At 52.2% G+C, this 20,206-nt stretch carries 20 protein-coding genes; 11 read left to right on the top strand and 9 right to left on the bottom strand.

The window, feature by feature from the left end; genetic code table 11:
• Both BZG14_RS11315 and BZG14_RS11310 read right to left on the bottom strand, forming a co-directional pair.
• The coding region (locus tag BZG14_RS11315) for a hypothetical protein (protein WP_198532056.1) at positions 1–796 on the bottom strand (796 nt) is incomplete at its 3' end.
• A gap of 574 nt (positions 797–1,370) precedes the next feature.
• Positions 1,371–3,002 (bottom strand): glycoside hydrolase family 13 protein, encoded by a 1,632-nt coding sequence (locus tag BZG14_RS11310; protein ID WP_077608765.1) that lies wholly within the window; start codon positions 3,000–3,002, stop codon positions 1,371–1,373.
• Positions 3,003–3,225: 223 nt separating this feature from the next.
• On the opposite strand from BZG14_RS11310, the gene BZG14_RS11305 reads away from it, so the two are divergent.
• The 5 genes from BZG14_RS11305 to BZG14_RS11285 all read left to right on the top strand — a co-directional run bounded on the left by BZG14_RS11305 (position 3,226) and on the right by BZG14_RS11285 (position 8,477).
• Positions 3,226–4,149, top strand: a complete 924-nt coding sequence (locus BZG14_RS11305) for a LysR family transcriptional regulator (RefSeq protein ID WP_077608764.1) — start codon at positions 3,226–3,228, stop codon at positions 4,147–4,149.
• 220 nt (positions 4,150–4,369) lie between these two features.
• Complete coding sequence (gene zwf / locus BZG14_RS11300; RefSeq protein WP_077458389.1) at positions 4,370–5,872, top strand: glucose-6-phosphate dehydrogenase; 1,503 nt, start codon at positions 4,370–4,372, stop codon at positions 5,870–5,872.
• Positions 5,869–6,594 carry a 6-phosphogluconolactonase gene (pgl, locus tag BZG14_RS11295; RefSeq protein WP_077608763.1) on the top strand — a complete coding sequence of 242 codons (726 nt, stop codon included), beginning with the start codon at positions 5,869–5,871 and terminating at the stop codon, positions 6,592–6,594. The genes zwf and pgl overlap by 4 nt, the downstream gene beginning before the upstream one ends.
• Positions 6,595–6,605: 11 nt before the next feature.
• On the top strand, positions 6,606–8,054 hold the full coding sequence (gene gnd / locus BZG14_RS11290; protein ID WP_077608762.1) for a decarboxylating NADP(+)-dependent phosphogluconate dehydrogenase: 1,449 nt from the start codon (positions 6,606–6,608) through the stop codon (positions 8,052–8,054).
• A gap of 141 nt (positions 8,055–8,195) precedes the next feature.
• Positions 8,196–8,477, top strand: coding sequence for a DUF134 domain-containing protein (locus BZG14_RS11285; protein ID WP_021023566.1), 282 nt, complete (start codon positions 8,196–8,198; stop codon positions 8,475–8,477).
• Positions 8,478–8,505: 28 nt separating this feature from the next.
• Here BZG14_RS11285 and BZG14_RS11280 read toward each other — a convergent pair whose 3' ends face one another.
• A complete protein-coding gene (locus tag BZG14_RS11280; protein WP_241824660.1) occupies positions 8,506–8,928 on the bottom strand; it encodes a type II toxin-antitoxin system VapC family toxin in 423 nt (140 codons plus the stop codon).
• Positions 8,921–9,154: a type II toxin-antitoxin system VapB family antitoxin gene (vapB, locus tag BZG14_RS11275; protein ID WP_069363032.1), complete on the bottom strand. Its 234-nt coding sequence runs from the start codon at positions 9,152–9,154 to the stop codon at positions 8,921–8,923. Before vapB ends, BZG14_RS11280 begins: the two co-directional genes overlap by 8 nt.
• A gap of 255 nt (positions 9,155–9,409) precedes the next feature.
• On the opposite strand from vapB, the gene BZG14_RS11270 reads away from it, so the two are divergent.
• Together BZG14_RS11270 and BZG14_RS11265 are read left to right on the top strand one after the other, a co-directional pair.
• On the top strand, positions 9,410–9,922 hold the full coding sequence (locus BZG14_RS11270; RefSeq protein WP_077608761.1) for a NifB/NifX family molybdenum-iron cluster-binding protein: 513 nt from the start codon (positions 9,410–9,412) through the stop codon (positions 9,920–9,922).
• Complete coding sequence (locus tag BZG14_RS11265; RefSeq protein ID WP_077608760.1) at positions 9,915–10,325, top strand: PaaI family thioesterase; 411 nt, start codon at positions 9,915–9,917, stop codon at positions 10,323–10,325. Before BZG14_RS11270 ends, BZG14_RS11265 begins: the two co-directional genes overlap by 8 nt.
• A gap of 10 nt (positions 10,326–10,335) precedes the next feature.
• Here BZG14_RS11265 and BZG14_RS11260 read toward each other — a convergent pair whose 3' ends face one another.
• The 3 genes from BZG14_RS11260 to BZG14_RS11250 are packed head-to-tail and all read right to left on the bottom strand — an operon-like array spanning position 10,336 to position 15,130.
• Complete coding sequence (locus BZG14_RS11260) at positions 10,336–11,307, bottom strand: L-threonylcarbamoyladenylate synthase (RefSeq protein ID WP_108743554.1); 972 nt, start codon at positions 11,305–11,307, stop codon at positions 10,336–10,338.
• An 8-nt stretch (positions 11,308–11,315) separates the two neighbouring features.
• Complete coding sequence (locus tag BZG14_RS11255; protein ID WP_077608759.1) at positions 11,316–13,763, bottom strand: DUF2309 domain-containing protein; 2,448 nt, start codon at positions 13,761–13,763, stop codon at positions 11,316–11,318.
• Complete coding sequence (locus tag BZG14_RS11250; protein ID WP_077608758.1) at positions 13,763–15,130, bottom strand: NADH-quinone oxidoreductase subunit L; 1,368 nt, start codon at positions 15,128–15,130, stop codon at positions 13,763–13,765. Before BZG14_RS11250 ends, BZG14_RS11255 begins: the two co-directional genes overlap by 1 nt.
• A 99-nt stretch (positions 15,131–15,229) precedes the next feature.
• Between BZG14_RS11250 and BZG14_RS11245 the strand changes: the two genes are divergently transcribed.
• Positions 15,230–16,162 (top strand): LysR family transcriptional regulator, encoded by a 933-nt coding sequence (locus tag BZG14_RS11245; protein WP_069589407.1) that lies wholly within the window; start codon positions 15,230–15,232, stop codon positions 16,160–16,162.
• On the opposite strand, the gene BZG14_RS11240 is transcribed toward BZG14_RS11245, so the two are convergent.
• Together BZG14_RS11240 and BZG14_RS11235 are read right to left on the bottom strand one after the other, a co-directional pair.
• On the bottom strand, positions 16,098–16,259 hold the full coding sequence (locus tag BZG14_RS11240; protein WP_077458369.1) for a DUF2256 domain-containing protein: 162 nt from the start codon (positions 16,257–16,259) through the stop codon (positions 16,098–16,100). The genes BZG14_RS11245 and BZG14_RS11240 overlap by 65 nt on opposite strands.
• Complete coding sequence (locus tag BZG14_RS11235) at positions 16,249–17,841, bottom strand: FAD-binding domain-containing protein (RefSeq protein WP_077608757.1); 1,593 nt, start codon at positions 17,839–17,841, stop codon at positions 16,249–16,251. The genes BZG14_RS11240 and BZG14_RS11235 overlap by 11 nt, the downstream gene beginning before the upstream one ends.
• Positions 17,842–18,080: 239 nt before the next feature.
• On the opposite strand from BZG14_RS11235, the gene BZG14_RS11230 reads away from it, so the two are divergent.
• From BZG14_RS11230 to BZG14_RS11220, 3 genes are all read left to right on the top strand, one after another.
• Positions 18,081–18,860 (top strand): ABC transporter ATP-binding protein, encoded by a 780-nt coding sequence (locus tag BZG14_RS11230; RefSeq protein ID WP_077608756.1) that lies wholly within the window; start codon positions 18,081–18,083, stop codon positions 18,858–18,860.
• Complete coding sequence (locus BZG14_RS11225) at positions 18,857–19,726, top strand: iron-siderophore ABC transporter substrate-binding protein (RefSeq protein ID WP_077608755.1); 870 nt, start codon at positions 18,857–18,859, stop codon at positions 19,724–19,726. The genes BZG14_RS11230 and BZG14_RS11225 overlap by 4 nt, the downstream gene beginning before the upstream one ends.
• A partial coding sequence (locus BZG14_RS11220) for an iron chelate uptake ABC transporter family permease subunit (RefSeq protein WP_158011749.1) occupies positions 19,723–20,206 on the top strand: 484 nt, incomplete at its 3' end. The genes BZG14_RS11225 and BZG14_RS11220, both read left to right, overlap by 4 nt.

Here is a 20,206-nt window from a genome sequence, read left to right as displayed (position 1 = left end):
GTTCAGCATCACTTTTGTCTTTGAGTGCGTTTTTGAGTCGCATCAGCAGTATGCCCAATCCATTACCATCAATATGAATGAGGGCAATATCTTTGGTGGGATCGCTGTCTGGTGCGCCGTGCTGCTCATCGTCGAATAGAAAGTCTTTCTCAAGATCAAGCGGGTAGTGAATCGTGCCCTGGAGATCCTCGGGCGTGAATTTGTCTTGCAGCGCCGCCGCTTCACGCATATTCATGGATTGATAAGCCTGGCGGTGCAAGTCTGTATCGATGTCGACTTGATTAAGGCCATCATCTTCTCTTTGCGCCAGCGGTGACATGCGGACACTGGGTCGGCCGGTTCTTGAAAAGCGTTCAATCGGCGCGGTGGCGATGGGAAAAGATATGGTTGGCGTATTACGATCGTTGGCGAGCTGCTGGTGGCCAAGATCGAGGGCTTCTATCAAGGTCTCTGCTTCCGTGAGCGCATCAGTATATTCCAGCGATGGAAACATCTGTTGCAGGGTTAATGTCCACAAAGAGCGCAGCTTTATGAGTGGCGCTTGCGTTTGTGCACAGCAGTAAAAGGCACCGCCTTTGCATCGTAGAAAATGAATCGTTTCTGATGATTCTATCAATTCATCGTTTAATAAATCGGTATCTAAACCGGCTGATTCGATGACGGATTGCAGAATACTGGTTGACGTTTCGTCAACCAGATTATCAAGACGTTCACTCGCCGCGATAACATCTTTAAGTTTGCCAGATTGAAACAGATAAGACTGTATCGATTTGGCTTCGAACAAGTATACAAACATGCACTCAGTCCTTTTTGTAAGCCCTGTAAATTAATAACAAAAATGTCACTAAATTGAGCGTGTTGAACGCTGTGGTTGCTGAACGCATTCGCGCACGCGAAAATTAATTAGAATAAAAGTAAAATAATCGTGTGACTAATCCTGACCTTGATTTATCGGCAGCAATGCCTAAATAAGTGACTACTGTCACGTCATTGACAATATTGATGTTAATTCGATGACTTGAGTGGTTAAACATTCCGCAATGATAGAGACATCTCTGCATTGATTCATCACCGTTTTTTAACCTTGGTGACTATCTTATCTTTTATTTTTGCGACTCAATGAGTTCACCAATTGGTGAAATTTTTTGCGGTTTATTTAAGGCGAGGGCGACTTAATATTTCATCGGTATAGAGGAAGTTTTGCTCAAAAGAGAGTGGCACTTGTTTAGCAGCGATTGCGCTGTGATGCACTCTCAKAAAGCTCGAGTGACTTAATGACATTCAGTATTATTTAGCCTCGCAGCCTGGGTTAGAGGCGTCTCTAACCCAGGCTTTTTTTGTGGGTGTTACCCATGCAATACCGTGAAGGGTTAAATCATCACCGCAAACGACTCATAAGGGGCCAGTTTGTAGGTGGTGCTCAACTGTTTGACCGGATCCATGTTGTAGCTTAGGCAGGTTAAGGCCTTATCGTGCCAGTGTTCGGGGAGGGGGATGGTTTGTTTTTGCTCACTAAAGTTGCTGACCACGAGAATACGATGGGTGTCGTCGAAGCGCTCGTAGGCGATCACATCAGGGTGGGCTTCTTCCACAGGCGCAAACTGGCCATGTGCAATCACTGGGTATTGCTTGCGGAGCTTGATCAGCTCACGGTAGTGATAGAGCACCGAGCCACTGTTTTCAGTCGCTCGTGCCACATTGATGGTGGTGTAGTTAGGATTAACCGGTAACCACGGTGTTCCTTGGGTAAAGCCTGCCTGCGGTGCGTTATCCCATTGCATCGGGGTACGGGCGTTATCGCGACTGTTTTGGTATACCGCCTCCATCATGGTGTTGGGATCAACGCCTTCTGCAACACGCAAGTCGTAAAAATTGCGGGTTTCGATGTCGTGATAATCGTCGATAGACGGGAAGGCGACATTGGTCATCGCAATCTCTTCCCCTTGGTAGATATAGGGCGTGCCTTTCATTAAGTGCAAGGTTGTGGCGAGCATTTTTGCTGAGCGTGTCCGGTACTCACCGTCGTGACCAAACTTGGATACGGCGCGGGGCAAGTCGTGGTTGTTCCAAAACAGCGAGTTCCAGCCAGTATCAGCTAACTCTTGCTGCCATTTGAACAGTACCTGTTTAAGGGCGGCGACATCCAGCGGCACGGGCTGCCATTTATCGCCGTCTTTCCAGGTGACGGTAATGTGTTCAAATTGGAACACCATGGAGAGTTCATCGCGGTCCGGTGCGCTATAAAGCTTGGCAATCTCCGGCGTTGCGCCCCATGTTTCGCCGACGGTGAGCAAGTCTTTGCCGCCAAATGTTGCTTGGTTCATCGCCTGCAGCAGAGGGTGAAGGCGCGGGCCGTTGCCGGTAATGCCTTTGTCGATTTCCTTACCAATTAAATCAATCACATCGAGGCGGAATCCGCCAATGCCTTTGTCGATCCACCAGTTCATCATTTTATGCACGGCGTCATGAACGGCGGGGTTTTCCCAGTTCAGGTCGGGCTGACGTTTGGAGAACAAGTGAAAGTAATACTGCTCGGTGTTTGGCTCCCATTGCCATGCACTGCCACCAAAAATTGAGCCTTGATCATCGGGTGCACTGCCATCGGGTTTGGCATCGCGCCAAATGTAAAAGTCGCGATAGGGACTGTTTTTGTCTTGAAGCGCAGCTTGGAACCAAGGGTGTTCGTCGGAGGTGTGATTGACGACCAAATCCATCACGATTTTGATGCCAAGCGCGCCGGCTTTATCAATCAAGCGCGTCATGTCTTCCATGGTGCCAAATTCAGGCGCGATCGCGCAGTAATCGGAAATGTCGTAGCCATTGTCATCCATCGGCGATTGGTACACCGGTGATAGCCATAACACATTGACGCCGAGCCAATGTAAGTAATCGAGTTTCTCGATAATTCCGTTCAGATCGCCAATGCCATCTCCATTGGTGTCGTAAAAACTGCGAGGGTAGATTTGATAAACAACGGCATCATGCCACCAAGCGTTCTGCATACCGATTACCTCTTATTGACAATAAAAATCCTCAAAGCCTTCGCTTGAGATGTGGCCAACAGCCTAGCGCGCRAGCGATGCCAAGAAAAATAGGCGTGGCGCTTATTGATATAACTGATTGACTATAGGTAAGGTGGTAATGGGTTAAAAATACGCGTTATCATTGAATCGTGTATCTCTTTTAGGCTATAAAGTAAGCCATTAAATTGTGAGTGAGGGCGGTATGGATGTAGAAAAAGTCGCCGGCTACTTTATTGCGGTGGTTGAGGCGGGTGGCATTAAAGCGGCCGCGTTGCAGTTAGGGATCAGCCAGCCCTCATTGACGGCACAGATCCAAAAGCTGGAGCAACGTTTCGCGTGTCCGCTGTTGGTTCGCCACCCTCGTGGCGTCAGTATGACTGCAGCAGGAGAGCTTTATTATCAGCATGCCACGGCACTGCACGCCGAGCGGCAACGGCTTTATGCCCAGATTCATGCTTTGCAAGCGCGTGAAGCGGGACAAATAAAGCTTGGCACCGGGGAAGCGTGGTGGCCCTTGTTTGTTAAACCGGCAGTGCTTGATTATCAAGCGGATCGCCAGTGTGCCGTCCATATTGAATTTGGTAACCGTTTGGCATTAATGGCGTCGCTGCTCAGTGGTGATGTGGATGTGTTTATCGGTCATGAAATTGACGATCTGGTCGCCAGCCAGCAAGTGCGTTTTATGCCGTTGTTTCAGGACGCAGAAAGTTATTATGTGGCTGACAACCATCCGCTACTCACAGACACGTCCGCCAGCATTGACCCTCAGCGCCTAAGTGATTGGCCTTTGATGCGTGTCACGCCTGATCATGCCCGGCATGCGCATTTGCTAGCGAACCCCATCAGCCCAACGACGCACGTCAACCAAGTGGTGTTTGATGTTGATGCTCTCAGTCCCGGTATCGACTTATTACCCGACACTCAGGCGGTGATGCCCTATACCAGCCGAGCCCAGATGTATCTGGCCAGTCAGGGGGTAAGCGTGTTGGGTGCTCATCCGAGTAAGAGAGGTAACGTCGGCTTATATACCTTGCGCAATGAGCGGAATGAAAAAGTCGACGCGCTGATCCAACAGCTGTGTGAGGCTGCCCAGCAGGTGGGCATCTCGCCACGTCATACCAGTTAGGGTAAAGCTTATTGAGTAAGAAAGTGCTAGACTAGGCCGCCATTGTCTCACTCTGTCTGTGTCGTGCTGGCTGCGAATGTAGGGATTAGCTAGCCGATCAGCGTGTTCCAGTGGTGACATCGATGAAATCAATAGGTAGGGCCAATTACCAATTTGGCCATTGCGCTGCTAATTTGTGGCGCAAATCACATGCAGTACCTTTATTATCAAAGGAAAGATGATGGTAATTCCAGAAAACAGCAGTATTGTTATTTTTGGTGCATCTGGCGATCTGACCTTCCGTAAGCTGATCCCAGCCCTGTATCATTTGTATGCGAACAAACAGCTGCCTGCGTCTTTCGCGATTTTAGGCGCAAGCCGCACCTTCTACAGTGACGAGTCATTTCGCGATAAACTACGTCACTCAATGCAAGAGCTTGAAGAAACTGATCCTGCCACGCTCGACGCCTTTATGGCGCACGTGCACTATCAATCATTTAATATCTCTGATACCCACGAGTATGGCGCGCTAACAGGCCGTTTAGACGAGTTGTCCGAACAATATGGCTTCACCCAGCGTAATACCTTGTTTTATCTAGCTACGCCGCCGAAGCTGTACAACTTTATCCCTGCCTGCCTCGCCGCACATGGTTTGAATGATGAAAGTCACGGTTGGAAACGCTTGGTGGTCGAAAAACCGTTTGGTTACGATCTTGCCTCTGCGCGCCAGCTCGACAAAGACATTCACGCCCATTTTGCCGAGCATCAGATTTACCGCATTGACCATTACTTAGGCAAAGAAACGGTACAAAATCTACTGGTTTTCCGTTTTTCTAATGCGATGTTTGAGCCGCTCTGGAACCGTAACTTCATCGATTATGTTGAGATCACCGGTGCTGAAAACCTTGGGGTGGAAGGCCGCGGTGGTTACTACGATCAATCGGGTGCGGTGCGCGATATGTTCCAAAACCACTTGTTGCAAGTGTTATCGCTCGTGGCGATGGAGCCGCCTGCACAAATCAATGCTGATGCGATGCGTGATGAGGTGTTTAAAGCACTGCAATCGCTCGAGCCGCTCTCTGAAGACGACTTGCACAATAACTTGGTGCTGGGTCAGTACACTGAATCGCAAGTTGGCGGCAAACCACTACCCAGTTACCGTGATGAGCCAGGTGTCGCCGAAGACTCGCGTACCGAGACTTATGTTGGCCTGAAGATGTTTATCAACAACTGGCGTTGGAATGGGGTGCCCTTTTATGTGCGCACCGGTAAACGCTTGCCAACACGCGTGACCGAAGTGGTGATCCACTTTAAACAGACTCCGCACCCTGTGTTCGGTAAAAACGCGCCCGAGAACCGTTTGGTGATCCGCATTCAGCCGGATGAAGGCATTCAAATGAGCTTTGGTCTTAAAGAGCCGGGTGCTGGCTTTAACGCCAAAGCGGTCAATATGGATTTTCATTATACGTCGCTGGAAGAAACCCAGATGCTGACGGCTTATGAACGTTTGTTGCTGGATGCGCTTAAAGGCGATGCCACCTTGTTTGCCCGCAGTGACGCGGTGGAAGCCTGCTGGCAGTTTGTTGAGCCGATTCTTCAATATAAGGATAATGGCAAAGCGCTATATGGTTATGCCTGTGGCACTTGGGGGCCGAAAGAAGCGGATCAATTGCTTGAGCGTGATGGTCATGCGTGGCGCTTCCCCTGCAAAAACCTGACTGACACGGAATACTGCGAATTATGATAAATGCCCGAATTTTTGATGATGCCGACGCGGTGGTCAATCACTTAGCCGACGCGATGCAAACGCTCAGTGAGCAAGATCGTGCCGTACACATTTCGCTTTCTGGCGGTAGCACGCCCAAAATGCTGTTTAAGCGTTTAGCCAGTGATGACTACGCCACGGCGATTCAATGGCAAAACCTGCATTTTTGGTGGGGCGATGAGCGCTGCGTGGCACCGGATGATGCTGAAAGCAACTTTGGCGAAGCCGACAAACTGCTGTTTAGCCAGATTCGTATTCCAGAAGAGAACATTCATCGTATTCGTGGTGAAGACGATCCGGACGTGGAAGCCACGCGCTTTGGTGCGGAAATGCAAGCGCTGATCCCAAGCGAAAACGGCACGCCTGTGTTTGATTGGATCTTGCTGGGCGTCGGTGGCGATGGCCATACCGCCTCGCTATTCCCGCACGATCCTCAGTATGACAATACCGCGCTCGCGCTGGTGGCCTCGCATCCTGAGTCGGGTCAAAAGCGGGTATCAAAAACCGCCCGTGTGCTGCGCGCGGCGAAGAAAATCAGTTATCTGGTGTTGGGTGAAGGCAAGCAATCGATTGTGCATGAGATCGCCTCACACGAGCCCACTCAACTGCCATACCCTGCCGCCAATATCCGCAGTGCTAAAGGCACCACGGAGTGGGTACTCGATACCGCGGCAGCAAAAAAATTACCAGAACAGAATTAATGGAGAGCACGATGAAAGGTGATATCGGCGTAATTGGTTTGGCGGTCATGGGCCAAAACCTGATCCTCAACATGAACGACAACGGCTTTAAAGTGGTGGCGCATAACCGCACCGCGGCCAAAGTGGATGAGTTTCTTGAAGGCCCAGCCAAGGGCACTAACATCGTTGGCGCTTATTCACTGGAAGAGTTGGTTGAGAAACTAGAAACGCCACGTAAAGTGATGCTGATGGTTCGTGCCGGTGATGTGGTCGATACCTTTATCGACAAACTCACCCCATTACTTGAGAAAGGCGACATCATTATTGATGGCGGTAACACTAACTACCCAGATACCAACCGTCGTGTGGCAGCACTGCGTGAAAAAGGCATTCACTTTATCGGTGCCGGTGTGTCTGGCGGTGAAGAAGGTGCACGTTTTGGGCCGTCAATTATGCCAGGCGGCTCAGAAGAAGCGTGGCCAGCGGTGAAGCCTATCTTCCAAGGTATCGCAGCAAAAACCGATAGCGGCGAGCCATGCTGTGATTGGGTTGGACGCGATGGTGCCGGCCACTTTGTGAAAATGGTGCACAACGGTATCGAGTATGGCGACATGCAGCTGATCACCGAGGCGTACCAGTTCATGAAAGACGGCCTTGGTATGAGCCATGATGAAATGCAGCAGGTGTTTACCGACTGGAACAAAACCGAGCTGGATAGCTATCTGGTCGAGATCACGTCGGATATCTTGGGTTATAAAGACCAAGACGGTGAGCCATTGGTTGAGAAAATTCTCGACACCGCGGGCCAAAAAGGCACTGGCAAATGGACTGGCATCAACGCGCTGGATCTTGGCATTCCGCTCACTCTGATTTCTGAATCGGTGTTCTCGCGTTGTCTGTCTGCACTCAAAGATCAGCGTGTGGCGGCAGAGACCTTGTTCGAAAAACACATCCAGCCGGTTGATGGTGACAAAGCCGAGTGGGTTGATGCACTGCGTCAAGCGCTGCTGGCGTCAAAAATTATCTCTTACGCGCAAGGCTTTATGCTAATGCGTGAAGCGTCTGATGAGAACGGCTGGGATCTCAACTACGGCAACGTCGCGCTGATGTGGCGTGGCGGCTGTATTATCCGTTCGGCCTTCTTGGGTAACATCCGTGATGCCTTTGCTAAGGATCCTGACTTGGCCTTCTTGGGCTCAGATGCGTACTTTAAAGGGATCTTGGATAACTGTTTAGCGGCATGGCGTAAAGTAGCGGCGAAATCGATGGAAACCGGTATCCCAATGCCGTGTACTACATCGGCGCTGACCTTCTTGGATGGCTACACCACAGCACGTTTGCCGGCGAACCTGCTGCAAGCCCAGCGTGACTACTTTGGCGCGCACACTTATGAGCGTCTCGATAAGCCACGTGGTGAGTTCTTCCACACCAACTGGACAGGCACCGGCGGTAATACCGCCTCGACGACGTACGACGTGTAACGTACGACGTGTAACGTACGGCGTGTAACGTGGCAGACTAAGTCACTGCCAGTAGTAATAAATAGAAAAGGGATGCATTGGCATCCCTTTTTGTTGGCATAAGCAATAAACTCGCTTAGCATAGGCGAAAAAGGAGACCCTATGCCGCGTCCTAAAATGCCCCGCCGTATCTGCGGGAAACCGCATACCAACTGTTTTAAACCCAACGCCATTCCACTCAGTGAGCTAGAGACGGTGACCATTGGCCTGGATGAGTTCGAAGCCATGCGCCTTGTTGATCATCAGGGGATGCAGCAACTGCAAGCCGCGGAAGTCATGGGCGTATCCCGTCAAACGTTAGCCAACCTGGTAAAACGCGCCCGCGCCAAAACCACCGCCTGCCTCGTAGAAGGCAAAGCACTGGTGTTTGAGTCAGAAGAGTAGTTCGACATGAGCCGTCGTTACGTCGGCACTATTGAGCCCAATCTTCAAGTTTCAGTCCTTCAACACGCTGAAACTCCCTCGTATTGTTTGTGACTAGTACACAACCAGTCGCAATGGCGTGACCTGCAATTGCTGTGTCGTTTCCGCCAATAGGGGTGCCTTTATTCATTAGATTGCGCTTAACTGCAGTTGTCGCGTCAACAGCGGCTTTATCCCAAGGTAAAATCTCATCGATTCGCTGAAGAAAAGCATCAACAAGCACCGCATGTTTTGGTGATGCCTTTTTTCCTAACAACCCATATTGCATCTCTTGGTAGGTAATGGCTGAGATAACAATGCGATGTTGATTGCCGACAACAGTGTGAAGCTTTTTCAACACCGCTCTGGGTTGCTCTCTCATAATGAATGAACAAATACATGTATCAAGCATATAGTTGATTTTATTAGTCAAAGTTGAACCGTCCCTCGTCTTTTATCAGCTCCTCGCGATGGGTCATGAAATCACTATCAGCCTTTTCGAGCTCGCCAAATGAGAGCCAACTTGGTCGAGCTGGGCGTAAGGTGATGACATCCCCCTCTTTATGAATTTCAAGCTCATTAACGCCGTCAAACTCAAAATCCTTTGGCAAGCGTACCGCTTGATTCTTGCCATTTTTGAAAATGGATATTGTTCTCATAAGGTCCTCGCCATGTATCTGTTCAATCTTTATTCAGTATAATTTCAGTGTGGCATATGTCAAGCATATGCATGACTGTAATGAAAATCGAACTGAAAGGGCCAGACCTTACACCTCTCACAAGTCGTGCATTTGTAATGGCAAACTTGATGCTTCAACACATTATTTTTGACCTCTTCTAACTTTATTTATTGCATATGCCACAAATGAGGCGTATTTTTAGCATATGCCATTTATATAAAGAGAGAACGGAAGATGACAATTGCTATTGCGATGAACCAAGACCGTCCTGCGGGACATTTTATGAAAGCAGAACATTTCGCGCTGTTTGACGACGATGGCCAAGCGATAGCCTGCTTTGCTAATCCGCGCGCTGCCGAAGGTTGTGGTGCCAAAAACGCCTTGATAGCGATGCTGAAAGCTAACCAAGTAACACGTGTGGTGACCCGTCATATTGGCGAGCATGCGTTAGCGGGATTACTTGATGCTGGCTTACATGTGTATCAGTTAACCAATGGTCGTCTAAATTCCACTCAGTGGCTGTCGCCTGCGTACTGGCAACCGCTTACGGATGCCAGTCAAGGACGACCAGCGTTGCAGCGAATGAAGCAGCAAAAACCACAACAACAGACCGCCACTTGTCACTCAGAGCGTGGGAAAGGTTGTGGCGCGCAAGGCCGCCGTTTAGGTCATCAACATCGAGGGTGTGTTAAGCGGCAAGGTAAAGGCGGTCGCGCGAGTGGAAAGGGTTGCGGTTGCCATGACTGAATTACGCGTGATGCCGCCACGTTCGCATCATCAGTGTGTGGCTTGCAGTGACAATGGTCTATTTAAATTGCAGTTTTATCAAAACGATGAAACTGCAGTGAGCGCAAAAGTCTGGTTAGAAAGCACTTGGCAGGGGTATCAAGATCAGCTGCACGGTGGAGTGATTGCCACGCTTTTGGATGCGGCGTTGACCCATTGTACCTTCTTGTTTGCCCCGCAAAGTGTGACAGCGTCACTTAATATTCGCTATCACCATCCAGTGCCCGTTGCCGTTGAGGCTGAGGTACGTGCTTGGTGTGTCAAAGCCAAACACGGAATGAGTCAGTTGGAGGCAACGCTTACCGTTGCAGACACTGTGTGTGCCACTGCAACGGCAAGCTTTATGCAAACACGCGCGTTGTGAGCGTCAAAAACTAGCTGACGGCGCGGCGCAGGCGATCATGGACCGCAAGCCACGCTTCGCCATGAGGGGGCTGGGCGAGCCAGATTTCATCGACGCCCAGTTGGTCGGCTTGGGCGAGTTGGTGATATAACGCTTGCCCGTAGCGCGCGGCGTCATCCGGCATGGCAATGCAGACCAGATCATCCCGTGTCGGGGCTTCGCCAAAGTGAAGCAAGGCCGCGCGTTTTTCCGGATGGGGCGCAGGGAGATCAGACAAGTCTGCCGCCACAATCTGCAACCGGGTGTTGGGTTGGTAATGGCTTCCCACATTGCCGGGTACTACGGTGTCGTGCTGCTCGGGGGCGTCGACTGTTTCACCCAGCACGGCGCTCAACTCGCTGGCGGTGATGGGACCGGCGCGAAGTACGCGGAATGGACGCTTGGTAAGATCGACAATGGTCGATTCCAGCCCATGTTGGCAAGGGCCGCCATCAATGACTGCGGCAATTTTTCCGCCTAAACCATGCACCACTTGCTCTGCCGTGGTGGGGCTGAGCTTTTTATACKGGTTCGCTGACGGGGCGGCAACGGCAAGCTGATGGGTGGCGAGCAGGTCCAATAACACAGGTTGCGCAGGCACGCGAAGGCCAATGGTATCCAATCCACCCGTAACCACCGGTGATATATGTTCAGCACGTGGCAACAGCAGTGTCATCGGCCCAGGCCAGAAGGCATTCGCCAGCTTATATGCTTCATCCGGGATCGGCGTTGCCCACTCGGTGATCGATGCGACGTCACCGAGATGAACAATCAAAGGATGATTGGCGGGTCGCCCTTTGGCGGTAAAAATACCCGCGACGGCGTCAGGATTGCTGGCATCCGCTGCCAAGCCGTACACGGTTTCTGTAGGCACCGCGACTTGTTCGCCGGCTTTCAGCAGCTCGGCGGCTTGTGTTAGATCCGTTGAACACTGCGCTGAGAGAAGTTGCGTTTTCAACGACATGCTCCGTTTTATTTTGCTACGTTCAGGTGATACCACTGACCCGAGCGATCGCGTTGCCAAACTGCACCCTGCGCATCAATTTGCATCAAGTACAGCCAGCCGTGATTCGCCAGCGCGGCTATATCGTCATGGCGTGCAAGTATACTATCAATTGCCTCCCGAGGGGCAGCGATAAATACGCTTAATCGCACTGGCTGGTGGCGATATCGACGGCCATCGTGCACGGATTGATGCGATAAGCCAATTCGTAAGTCGCCACCATTCCCTTCAAACACCCCAATGTGGCCACCCACGATATTGTGTAGCAGTTTGTTTCCGCTGCCGAATTTTTCCGGTGCGGTGACAGAAGCAAAATACTGCAGATTGATCCAATTGGTCACCACCATGGGCGCGGTGAGGATGGCTTCAAGCTGGCTAAAGTCACGGTCTTTGTGCATGTCGTAGTCGTGTAAAAAGCTGCGACCTTGCAAATTAATCTGTCGAGACAGAGTGCGCGGGCCCACGATGAACGTGGCGTTATCACACAGTCCCCACTCAGGACGCATTTGTGCCCAGTCTTTGGCCCGTGTGGCAAAGAAGCGTTTGAGTTTGGACGCCTGGGTAGGCGCTTGAGCAAATTGGTTGGCGCGAGCTGAACGTGCTTGTTCGCTTGCAGCGGCCATCCAAGTTTGCCATTGGGCATGCTCGGGAGCGTGGAAGACATCCAGTGCGTCGGTGGTGGTGTTGTGCATGGCGGCATAAAAACGGGTGCTGGTGGGAATCGTTACGCCTTGCTGTGCCATGGCATCACGCACGTCGGTATCGTTAAGAAGCTGTGCGAGTACGCGGACATTCACCTCACCGGTTTGTCCACCGCAAGCACCACAGTCAAGCCCTGCTGCATGAGGGTTGTTACAGGTTTCACTGCCATGACCCACCAACAAGACGGCATCGGCTAAATGGTCAACAATGCCCATGGCGCGCAAGATACCAGCGCCTAGCTCCGCCTTTTCTTTTGCGCTTAACGGCGTATTGTCACGGGTGAGCGCCCAATCACTGTCAGTATGGCTGAGCCGATTTAGCGGGTTTTCGGTGCCAGAAATGCGTAATGCGCGTTTTAATAGGCTTACGAGCTTCAGCATGCCACCGGCTTCGACCATGCCTAAGTTGGCGGCGGGCGCATCAAGGCTACGTTGCCAGCCGAGCTTGGTCATTCGTAACCAGCGCTCGGGGGTAGCATGGGTTTGTGAGGCGGTGATCGCCGGTGCCAATAAGCCGGGCAGTTGCGGGCGTTGAATCTGGCTATCAGTGGGTTGATAGGCGATCGGCAAGCCAAAAAAGCCAGCAAAGCCAAGGGTTTGAATCCTGTCAGATTGTGCTTCTAACGCGCGACGCATCGGTTCAGAGCGCACATCGATACAAAACACAGCTTGCAGCGTAGGCGAGGTGGCGAGAGTGTCGACACTGGCCTGCGCGGACAAGGCGTGTGCCCAAGGGCGCTGCTGACTGATTTCCAGCGCTTGTTGCCAAATCCACAGTGGCGCGAGCTGTTGTTGTGCTTGGTGATACCAATGGCGCACATTCACCGCTTGATGGTGCATGGACTGGCGAATGCTTGCCCACGCTGTTTCACGGTGTTTGGCAAGCCAGCGTGCCAGCACTGTATCCCATGCGACTAAAATCGCGAAGAGGCCCATGCCATGATCTTGTTGTTCACTGTCACTGAGCTGTTGCTGCCAATCTAACCAAGCCTGCCAGCTTGCCCAACCTGATAAACCATGCATCAGCGCGTGGCAATAGGCCAAGTTACCGTCTTGGTCGTGAAGGATCGGTTGCCAAAAGGCGGCCGCTTCAGCGATCAGTGCATCCATTTGGGTGGGTAGAGCGGCGAAATCGGCGAGCAAATCCACGCCAGTGAGGGTTTTAATGCCTTTATCTTGGCTCACTACATCCAACCAGCATTGATAAAGGTGCTCACCGCCTTGGCCTTGAGCATCAAAACGCTGTGGGTATTGGTGATAGAGTGCGAGAAACTGGCTCACTTGCTGCTGGATTTCTTGCTGCCACGATRAGCCTTCTTGTGTTTCCCGAGTGCGGTCACACAACTCAGCCAATGGCTTCCAACGCGGRAGGTTACTGCTATGAATGCGCAGTGCACGCAGACAATCACTCACTGTTAATGCGCTGCCAGAGGTTGAAATGGCCTCGGCAAGGTGTGCCTCACTAATGGGCGATTGCCAATGCGACAGATAGTACGCCGACGGCATTAGCGGACAGTGGCCACTTAACACCGCTTGCTCAGCAAAGACTTGCTCAATGGGGGWAAAGCGTTGCGGCCACCATGGGTTCACTGCAATCATTTGATCCAACGGCCAGCTTGGCGCAATCGCTGCGACCGCTTGCTGGGTGGCATCGCGAAAATCACTCACACCGAGGGACTCAGGGTGTGCAGATACGTTGGGCGTTTTCGCAATCATTAGCGCGTCTCCTTATGCGGTTGCCATTGGGTCGTTTGTAGTTGGATTAAAGAAGCACTTGGCCACCATTTGAGTGTTAGGCGCGTCGCCCATTCATCAAGGTAAGCGCCGGCGTTCAGCCAAATAAATAGGCGATTCACCCACGCTTTGTGAGGCCAGTACTGGACCGCCAGTGACAGAGCAAACAGCGCGATAAACAGCACCAGCGCAAAGGCATCGGCAAATAAGTAGGTGGCATTACCGCCCGCGACAAACACAATCAAGCTATGTTTAATGGCGGCGTAGAGTCCGAGCAGGCCAAGTGCAAACACGCTACTGAGCAGCACGCGTGTCGGGCGGGCAGCGCCTGGGCGCGTAAAGGCTGGTAATAGCAGCATGGTCATCGCCATCCACAACAACCAGCCGGCGGCCAAGCTATTTAAAATACCGACAATTAGATGTACGGCGACAATCAAACCGCCTGCGGTGGCCATCGCGGCAAGCCAATGGCTACGACGCGGGACTGAGGCATCAGCCAGTTGGGTTGCGAGCCAATGATTCACGCCATTGCCGCTGTTGAGGAAAGAGAACGCCTTGTAGAAAGAGTGCGCCAGTAGGTGCAGCAGTGCCAACTCGTAAAGACCTAGGGCGATTTCGACTAACATCAGCCCCATTTGGGCGACGGTCGACCACGCCAGTTTTACCTTGATGCTCACGCGTGTCAGGCTCACCAGCCCAGCTACCAGCGTACTGACGCCCGCGATAACCAGCAGTGCTAGGCTGGCACTGGGGCTCGCCGCGAGCACTGGCGCGAACAGCATCAATAAGATCCCGCCAAGGTTCACAATGCCAGCATGCAACAAGGCAGAGACAGGTGTTGGCGCTTCCACCACTTGAATCAACCAGCCGTGCAAGGGCAGTTGCGCGCACTTGATAATCGCCACGCCCACCAACATAAAGGCGGCGATGCTTACAGTCAGCGTATGAGGTTGCTGGCTGACTTGAAACATCAATTGATCAATCTGCGCGGTTTGGTAGTGGAAAAACAACAGTAAAAATGCGCCACCGAGTAGCAATTCGCTAAAGTGGGCGAGCAGCATCTTTTTGTGTGCCGCGAGTTGGGCGCGAGGCCGATGCGGATAGAAAAGAATTAACCGGCCCAATGAGAGGCTAACCGCCACCCAAGCAAGCCAAAACAGCAACAGGTGATTGCTAACTAAAACCAACAAGACTGCCGACAAAGTGAGCAGCAAGGATGAAAGAAAACGGTGTTTGTCGGCTTCGCCCGCAAACGCAGTGGCACTGTATCGCCAGATAACACCGCCAAGAAGCGCAACCAGTGCGAGCAGCACCAGTTTGAGCGGGGTGACGAGAAATAGGGATAACATGACTTACCTCACAGCAATAGTTATGAGATACATTGTGAAAACTTACTACAGTTAAGTAAAATACATAATAAATCACTTTTCATTCTGTTTTAGAGAACGATGAGCCGACTGAACTACCATCATTTGTATTATTTCTGGCAGGTGGCGCGCCACGGCAACCTGACCCAGACCGCTCGCCAGCTGCATATTTCGCAGTCGGCGCTGTCGTCACAAATCAAGCAGCTTGAGCAGGCGATGCAGGTGCAATTGTTTGAGCGGCAAGGTCGTACATTGACGTTGACCGAAAGTGGCTATCAAGCGATGAACTATGCCGAAGAGATTTTTCGCCAAGGGGAAGAGTTAGAGCAGTTGCTATCCAGCGGCGGGGCGTTGTCTAGTGCCACGATTCGCATTGGTACCTTATCGACCATGTCGCGGAACTTTATCGAGCAGTTTATTCAGCCTTTGGTCAATCAACGAGAGTGCCGCTATGTGTTGCAGTCGATGGATCAAACTGGCTTGCTTCATGCGCTTTCTGATCACCAGTTGGATTTGGCGCTAACCAATATCGCGGTGCGGGGGACCAATAAACAAATTTGGCAGTATCAGCAACTGGCACGCCAGCCGGTAGCCGTGATTGGTTGGCCGGGTAAAGCCTTATCGCCCACCTTAGACGCCAGCTACCAGCACCAAGCGTGGGTGTTGCCTTATGGCGATAACCCCATTCGCTCGGGGTTTGACGCCATCTCAGCGCAGTATCAACTCAAGCCTTACATCATGGCAGAAGCCAATGATATGGCGATGCTGCGCCTGTTAACCCGCGACAATGATGCGTTAGCGGTAATGCCCGAAGTGGTGGTTCGCGATGAGCTAGATAGTGGCATGCTCACCCGCTATGCCTTATTGCCGAGTGTGTATGAGCCGTTCTATGCGGTATCGATTAAACGTCAGTGGGTACATCCAAAATTGAATTCGCTTTTAGATGCGTTCAGTGCGTCGCCGCTCGCGCATGGCGACGACCTTCGCGACGGCAACGGTCAGAGCAATACCTAACTTCGTCCCAACAGCGCGCCCACTTTTTACGCCACGTAAAGGGGCGTTCGCACGTCAAACATACCTTGCTGGGAAGATGTGGTTTTTTATGCGCCATCTGGGTTGCCTCCAGTAGACTGAGTGGCAGGTGAACGTGATTGTTGAGTGCGCTTGTCCGCGTTCTCAGGGCTATTTGTTCGCTCAGGGCTGCTTGTTCGCTCAGGGCTGCTTGTTTGCTCAGGGCTGCTTGGACGTACATGGGTGGCGAGGATCCGTGCTTTCTCGATGCGAACAGCGTCCTGTTTACGAAACGACCACAGAATGTCACGCGCACGTTTGCCGGTTTGTTCGATATCGACAATGGGTCTCGGGTAGTCTTCACCAAGCACCACCCCGTACATCATCGCTTCCATATCGGTCATTTGCCACGGGGTATGGATCAAGCTGTCGGGCAAGGGAGAAAGCTCGGGTAACCATTCACGAATAAATGCCCCTTCTGGATCTTGCTCTTGCGATTGTTTCACTGGGTTATAAATGCGCAAGGTATTGGCGCCCGTCACGCCAGCCTGCATTTGAAACTGGGGGTAGTGAATGCCGGGCTCAAAATCGAGAAATAGCTGCGCCAAATGATGCACACCGCGCCGCCAGTCAATCAGTAGATGGTGGGTTAAAAAACTGACCAGCATCGCTCGCATACGAAAGTTGATATAGCCGGTGGCGTGCAGGCAGCGCATACAGGCATCGACGAGCGGATAACCGGTATGACCTTGTTGCCATGCGAGCAGGTGCGCATCGCTCTGCGGACCGTTCGCGTACTCAAAATGTAAGTAGCCGCGATTGACGGGCCGATGCTCCATGTGGTGCTCGCTTTCAAATTTCTGCATAAAATGACAGTGCCAATGCAAACGCGACACCATAGCGACCAGCGCACGCCGCCAACCCTTTTTTTGCCAATGGAGGAGGGTGATTTGATACATCTCGCGCACGCTGATGTTACCCCATGCAAGATAGGGTGATAGCCGCGTACAGCTTTTGCGGCTGGCGAGCGGTTTAGAGATGTGACGTTGATAGCGTTTCCCGCGCTCGCGGAAAAAAGACTGCAAGGTTTTGTACGCCCAACTCGGGCCGCCGGGCTGAAAGCGTGGCGCAGGCGAATCCCAGTTATGGTGACCGAGTGAAGGTAGCGTGAGTGATGTGTCTAGCCAGCGCGTTTGTTGCCAATCCGGATCGGCAAGAGGGGCACGCATCACTTTTTGCCATTCTGCGTCCCAATCAACCCGATTTTTCGCGCCGCGGATCACCGCCCCAGTGGGAAATTCATGCCAAGGGATCTGATGGCTTGCTAGCCATTTGGCCACCGCTTTATCTCGCGAAAATGTCGCGTCGACGCCAATTTCTTGATGGCTGTAGACCGCGCCAATTGCCTGCTGCTGGTGGATGGCGTCGAAAACGGCGAGTGCTTCACCTTGGCAAATGGTGACCTGCCCGCCAAGCGGCGCCAGCTGCTGATTAAGATCGCACAGCGACTGCCAGACAAATCGCCAGTGGCGCTCGCTATGGTGCGGATCGTTAAGCAGCAGTGGCTCAAACAGGTACAAAATCACCAAGGGACGCCCAGCGGCAATGGCAGCTTGTAAAGGGGCATGATCCCGCAGGCGTAAATCGCGTTTTAGCCACACAAGGCTGATGGGCGCGGACATAGGGCTCTCGACAGTCGTAACAACAATCTTCTATTCACCCTTGGCGATACGAGGCTGAATGACGCTTGGATCCCTGATGGTGACTTGGTTGAGGTCTAATTTCTTTCATTAACAAGCGCTAAGCGCACAAAGCGAAATAAAAATGGTTTGCATTTGCCTTTTAAGCATCGGAAAATTACCGCTCTCAGAGATAACGGGCAAGTGCCACGCGCTTGTGTTTGCAGAAGTAGGATCGGGATATGTTAGAGGCAAAGGACGTTGCGTTTGCCGTCAACGGAAAAGTGTTACTCGATAAGGTGAGCTTGTCGTTTACGCCGGGAAAAATCTGTGCGTTAGTCGGACACAATGGGTCGGGCAAGTCGACGTTGATAAAGCTGTTAGCGCAGCAACAGGCAACCAGCAGCGGGCAGATCGCATTAGACCAAAAGCCCTTATCAAAATGGTCGGAAAAAGCGTTTGCGCGCGAGGTGGCCTATTTGCCACAGCATTTACCGGCAACCGATAACTTAACTGGGTATGAGTTGGTCAGTTTTGGTCGCTATCCTTGGCATGGTTTGCTGGGGCGGTTGACCAAAGCCGATCATCAAGCGATCAACGAGGCAATGACACTGACTGGCACCCAAGATTATGCCGAGCGCTTGGTCGATACCTTATCGGGCGGCGAGCGCCAACGGCTGTGGATTGCAATGCTGCTGGCACAGCAAACGCGTTACTTACTGCTCGATGAGCCGCTATCTGCACTGGATGTGGCCCACCAAGTTGAAGTGATGACCTTGGTTCGCAAACTCAGCCGAGAGCTGGATAAGTCCATCATTATCGTGGTGCACGATATTAATATGGCAGCGCGTTTTTGTGATGAGATTGTCGCCTTGCACTGCGGGCAAGTCCTGACTCAAGGTGCGGTTAGTGATGTGTTTCAAGAGTCGGCCCTCAAATCGATTTATGGCATTGAGATGCCGATTGCCGATCATACCGCCGGCTATGCGGTTGCTATGCCGGGGGAGTTATCGCCGGTATGATCAAGTCCTCTTTTTTTACGCTTGTGGTCTGGCTGACCGCGGCCATGATGTCAGCGAGCGTCAGCGCATCGCCTCGTATTCTTTCGCTGGATTGGACCCAAACTGAAACCTTGTTGGCCTTGGGAGTGACGCCCGTCGCGGTCGCGCAAAAGGCGGATTACAATTCGTGGGTGAAAGCCCCGCCCATTTCAGAAAAAACCGTCGATATTGGGCTTCGCACCCAGCCGAACATGGAGCGTTTGGCCGAGCTTCACCCCGATAAAATTCTGATCTCGCCCATTTTTAAGGCAATGAAGCCCAAGTTAAGCACCATTGCGCCGGTCAGTTCAATTCCTCTCTATGAAAGTGGCCTAAGCTGGACGTCGTTAAAAACCGTGACGCGGCAGATTGCACGTGAGGCCAACCGTCCGGAGGCCGGTGAAACCCTGATTGCTAATGCGAAGCGGCAATTAGCGAGCCTGCGCGATACTATTCCCGGTGAACAGCCTCCGCTGCTGATGATCCAGTTTCTTGACGCCAACCATGTGCGGGTGTTTGGGACCAACAGCCTGTATCACGCCGCTATCAGTGAATTGGGGCTCAGCAACGCGTGGCAAAATACCACCAACAGTTGGGGGTTTAGCATGGTCTCCATCCGCGAGCTGCTAGACCTTGATGCGCAACTAGTGATTGTGCGCCCACTCCCCGCGGGCGTCGAGCAAACCCTTAAGACCAATATGTTTTGGCAATATTTGGTTAAACGTACGGGACGTACGCCATTGATGATTGATCCGGTATGGAGTTTTGGTGCGATTCCATCGGCGTTACGCTTTGCCCGCCTTGTGACCGCGGCATTGACCAACCCTGAGCAGGAGAGTCAATCATGAAACTGAGTCTGGTATGGGTGCCTTTGGCATTATTGGCGGCGTTGTTGAGTCTGGCCACCACTCAGTTGGGGCAGTGGAATGTAAACGCGTCCATGCTCTGGGATTCTCTATGGTCGCTGGATGACAGTGCGTCGATTGGGGTGGTGATGCATTTAACCTGGTGGCCGCGTTTGGTCACCGCATTGCTGGCTGGCGCGGGTTTGGGGCTGGCCGGTACTTTAATGCAACAGGTGTTGCGTAACCCACTGGCCTCGCCCTCGACGCTGGGGGTGGCGAATGGCGCCAGCTTGGCGCTGATGCTAGCGACGCTTTATGCCCCTTGGCTATTGACTTGGTCGAGCGCGATGGTGGCGATGTCTGGCGGGGTGCTGACGATGCTGGTGGTGTTTGCGCTGGCATGGCGACGCGGCCTATCGCCCACCGTGGTGGTGATCGCGGGTTTGATTCTAAACCTATACTGCGGTGCGCTCAGTACTGTAC

Origin of the sequence: Salinivibrio sp. IB282 (assembly GCF_001995685.1) — a bacterium.
Classification (GTDB): domain Bacteria; phylum Pseudomonadota; class Gammaproteobacteria; order Enterobacterales; family Vibrionaceae; genus Salinivibrio; species Salinivibrio kushneri.
Note: the sequence above shows the minus strand (reverse complement) of the source record. Positions and strands in the feature narration are given on the sequence as shown.

Coding starts and splice junctions, on each gene's coding strand:
- BZG14_RS11225 (WP_077608755.1), top strand. CDS start 18,857: ATGATCAAGTCCTCTTTTTTTACGCTTGTGGTCTGGCTGACCGCGGCC.
- BZG14_RS11240 (WP_077458369.1), bottom strand. CDS start 16,259: ATGGCGCATAAAAAACCACATCTTCCCAGCAAGGTATGTTTGACGTGC.
- BZG14_RS11285 (WP_021023566.1), top strand. CDS start 8,196: ATGCCGCGTCCTAAAATGCCCCGCCGTATCTGCGGGAAACCGCATACC.
- vapB (WP_069363032.1), bottom strand. CDS start 9,154: ATGAGAACAATATCCATTTTCAAAAATGGCAAGAATCAAGCGGTACGC.
- gnd (WP_077608762.1), top strand. CDS start 6,606: ATGAAAGGTGATATCGGCGTAATTGGTTTGGCGGTCATGGGCCAAAAC.
- zwf (WP_077458389.1), top strand. CDS start 4,370: ATGGTAATTCCAGAAAACAGCAGTATTGTTATTTTTGGTGCATCTGGC.
- pgl (WP_077608763.1), top strand. CDS start 5,869: ATGATAAATGCCCGAATTTTTGATGATGCCGACGCGGTGGTCAATCAC.
- BZG14_RS11305 (WP_077608764.1), top strand. CDS start 3,226: ATGGATGTAGAAAAAGTCGCCGGCTACTTTATTGCGGTGGTTGAGGCG.
- BZG14_RS11250 (WP_077608758.1), bottom strand. CDS start 15,130: ATGTTATCCCTATTTCTCGTCACCCCGCTCAAACTGGTGCTGCTCGCA.
- BZG14_RS11270 (WP_077608761.1), top strand. CDS start 9,410: ATGACAATTGCTATTGCGATGAACCAAGACCGTCCTGCGGGACATTTT.
- BZG14_RS11235 (WP_077608757.1), bottom strand. CDS start 17,841: ATGTCCGCGCCCATCAGCCTTGTGTGGCTAAAACGCGATTTACGCCTG.
- BZG14_RS11310 (WP_077608765.1), bottom strand. CDS start 3,002: ATGCAGAACGCTTGGTGGCATGATGCCGTTGTTTATCAAATCTACCCT.
- BZG14_RS11245 (WP_069589407.1), top strand. CDS start 15,230: ATGAGCCGACTGAACTACCATCATTTGTATTATTTCTGGCAGGTGGCG.
- BZG14_RS11230 (WP_077608756.1), top strand. CDS start 18,081: ATGTTAGAGGCAAAGGACGTTGCGTTTGCCGTCAACGGAAAAGTGTTA.
- BZG14_RS11265 (WP_077608760.1), top strand. CDS start 9,915: ATGACTGAATTACGCGTGATGCCGCCACGTTCGCATCATCAGTGTGTG.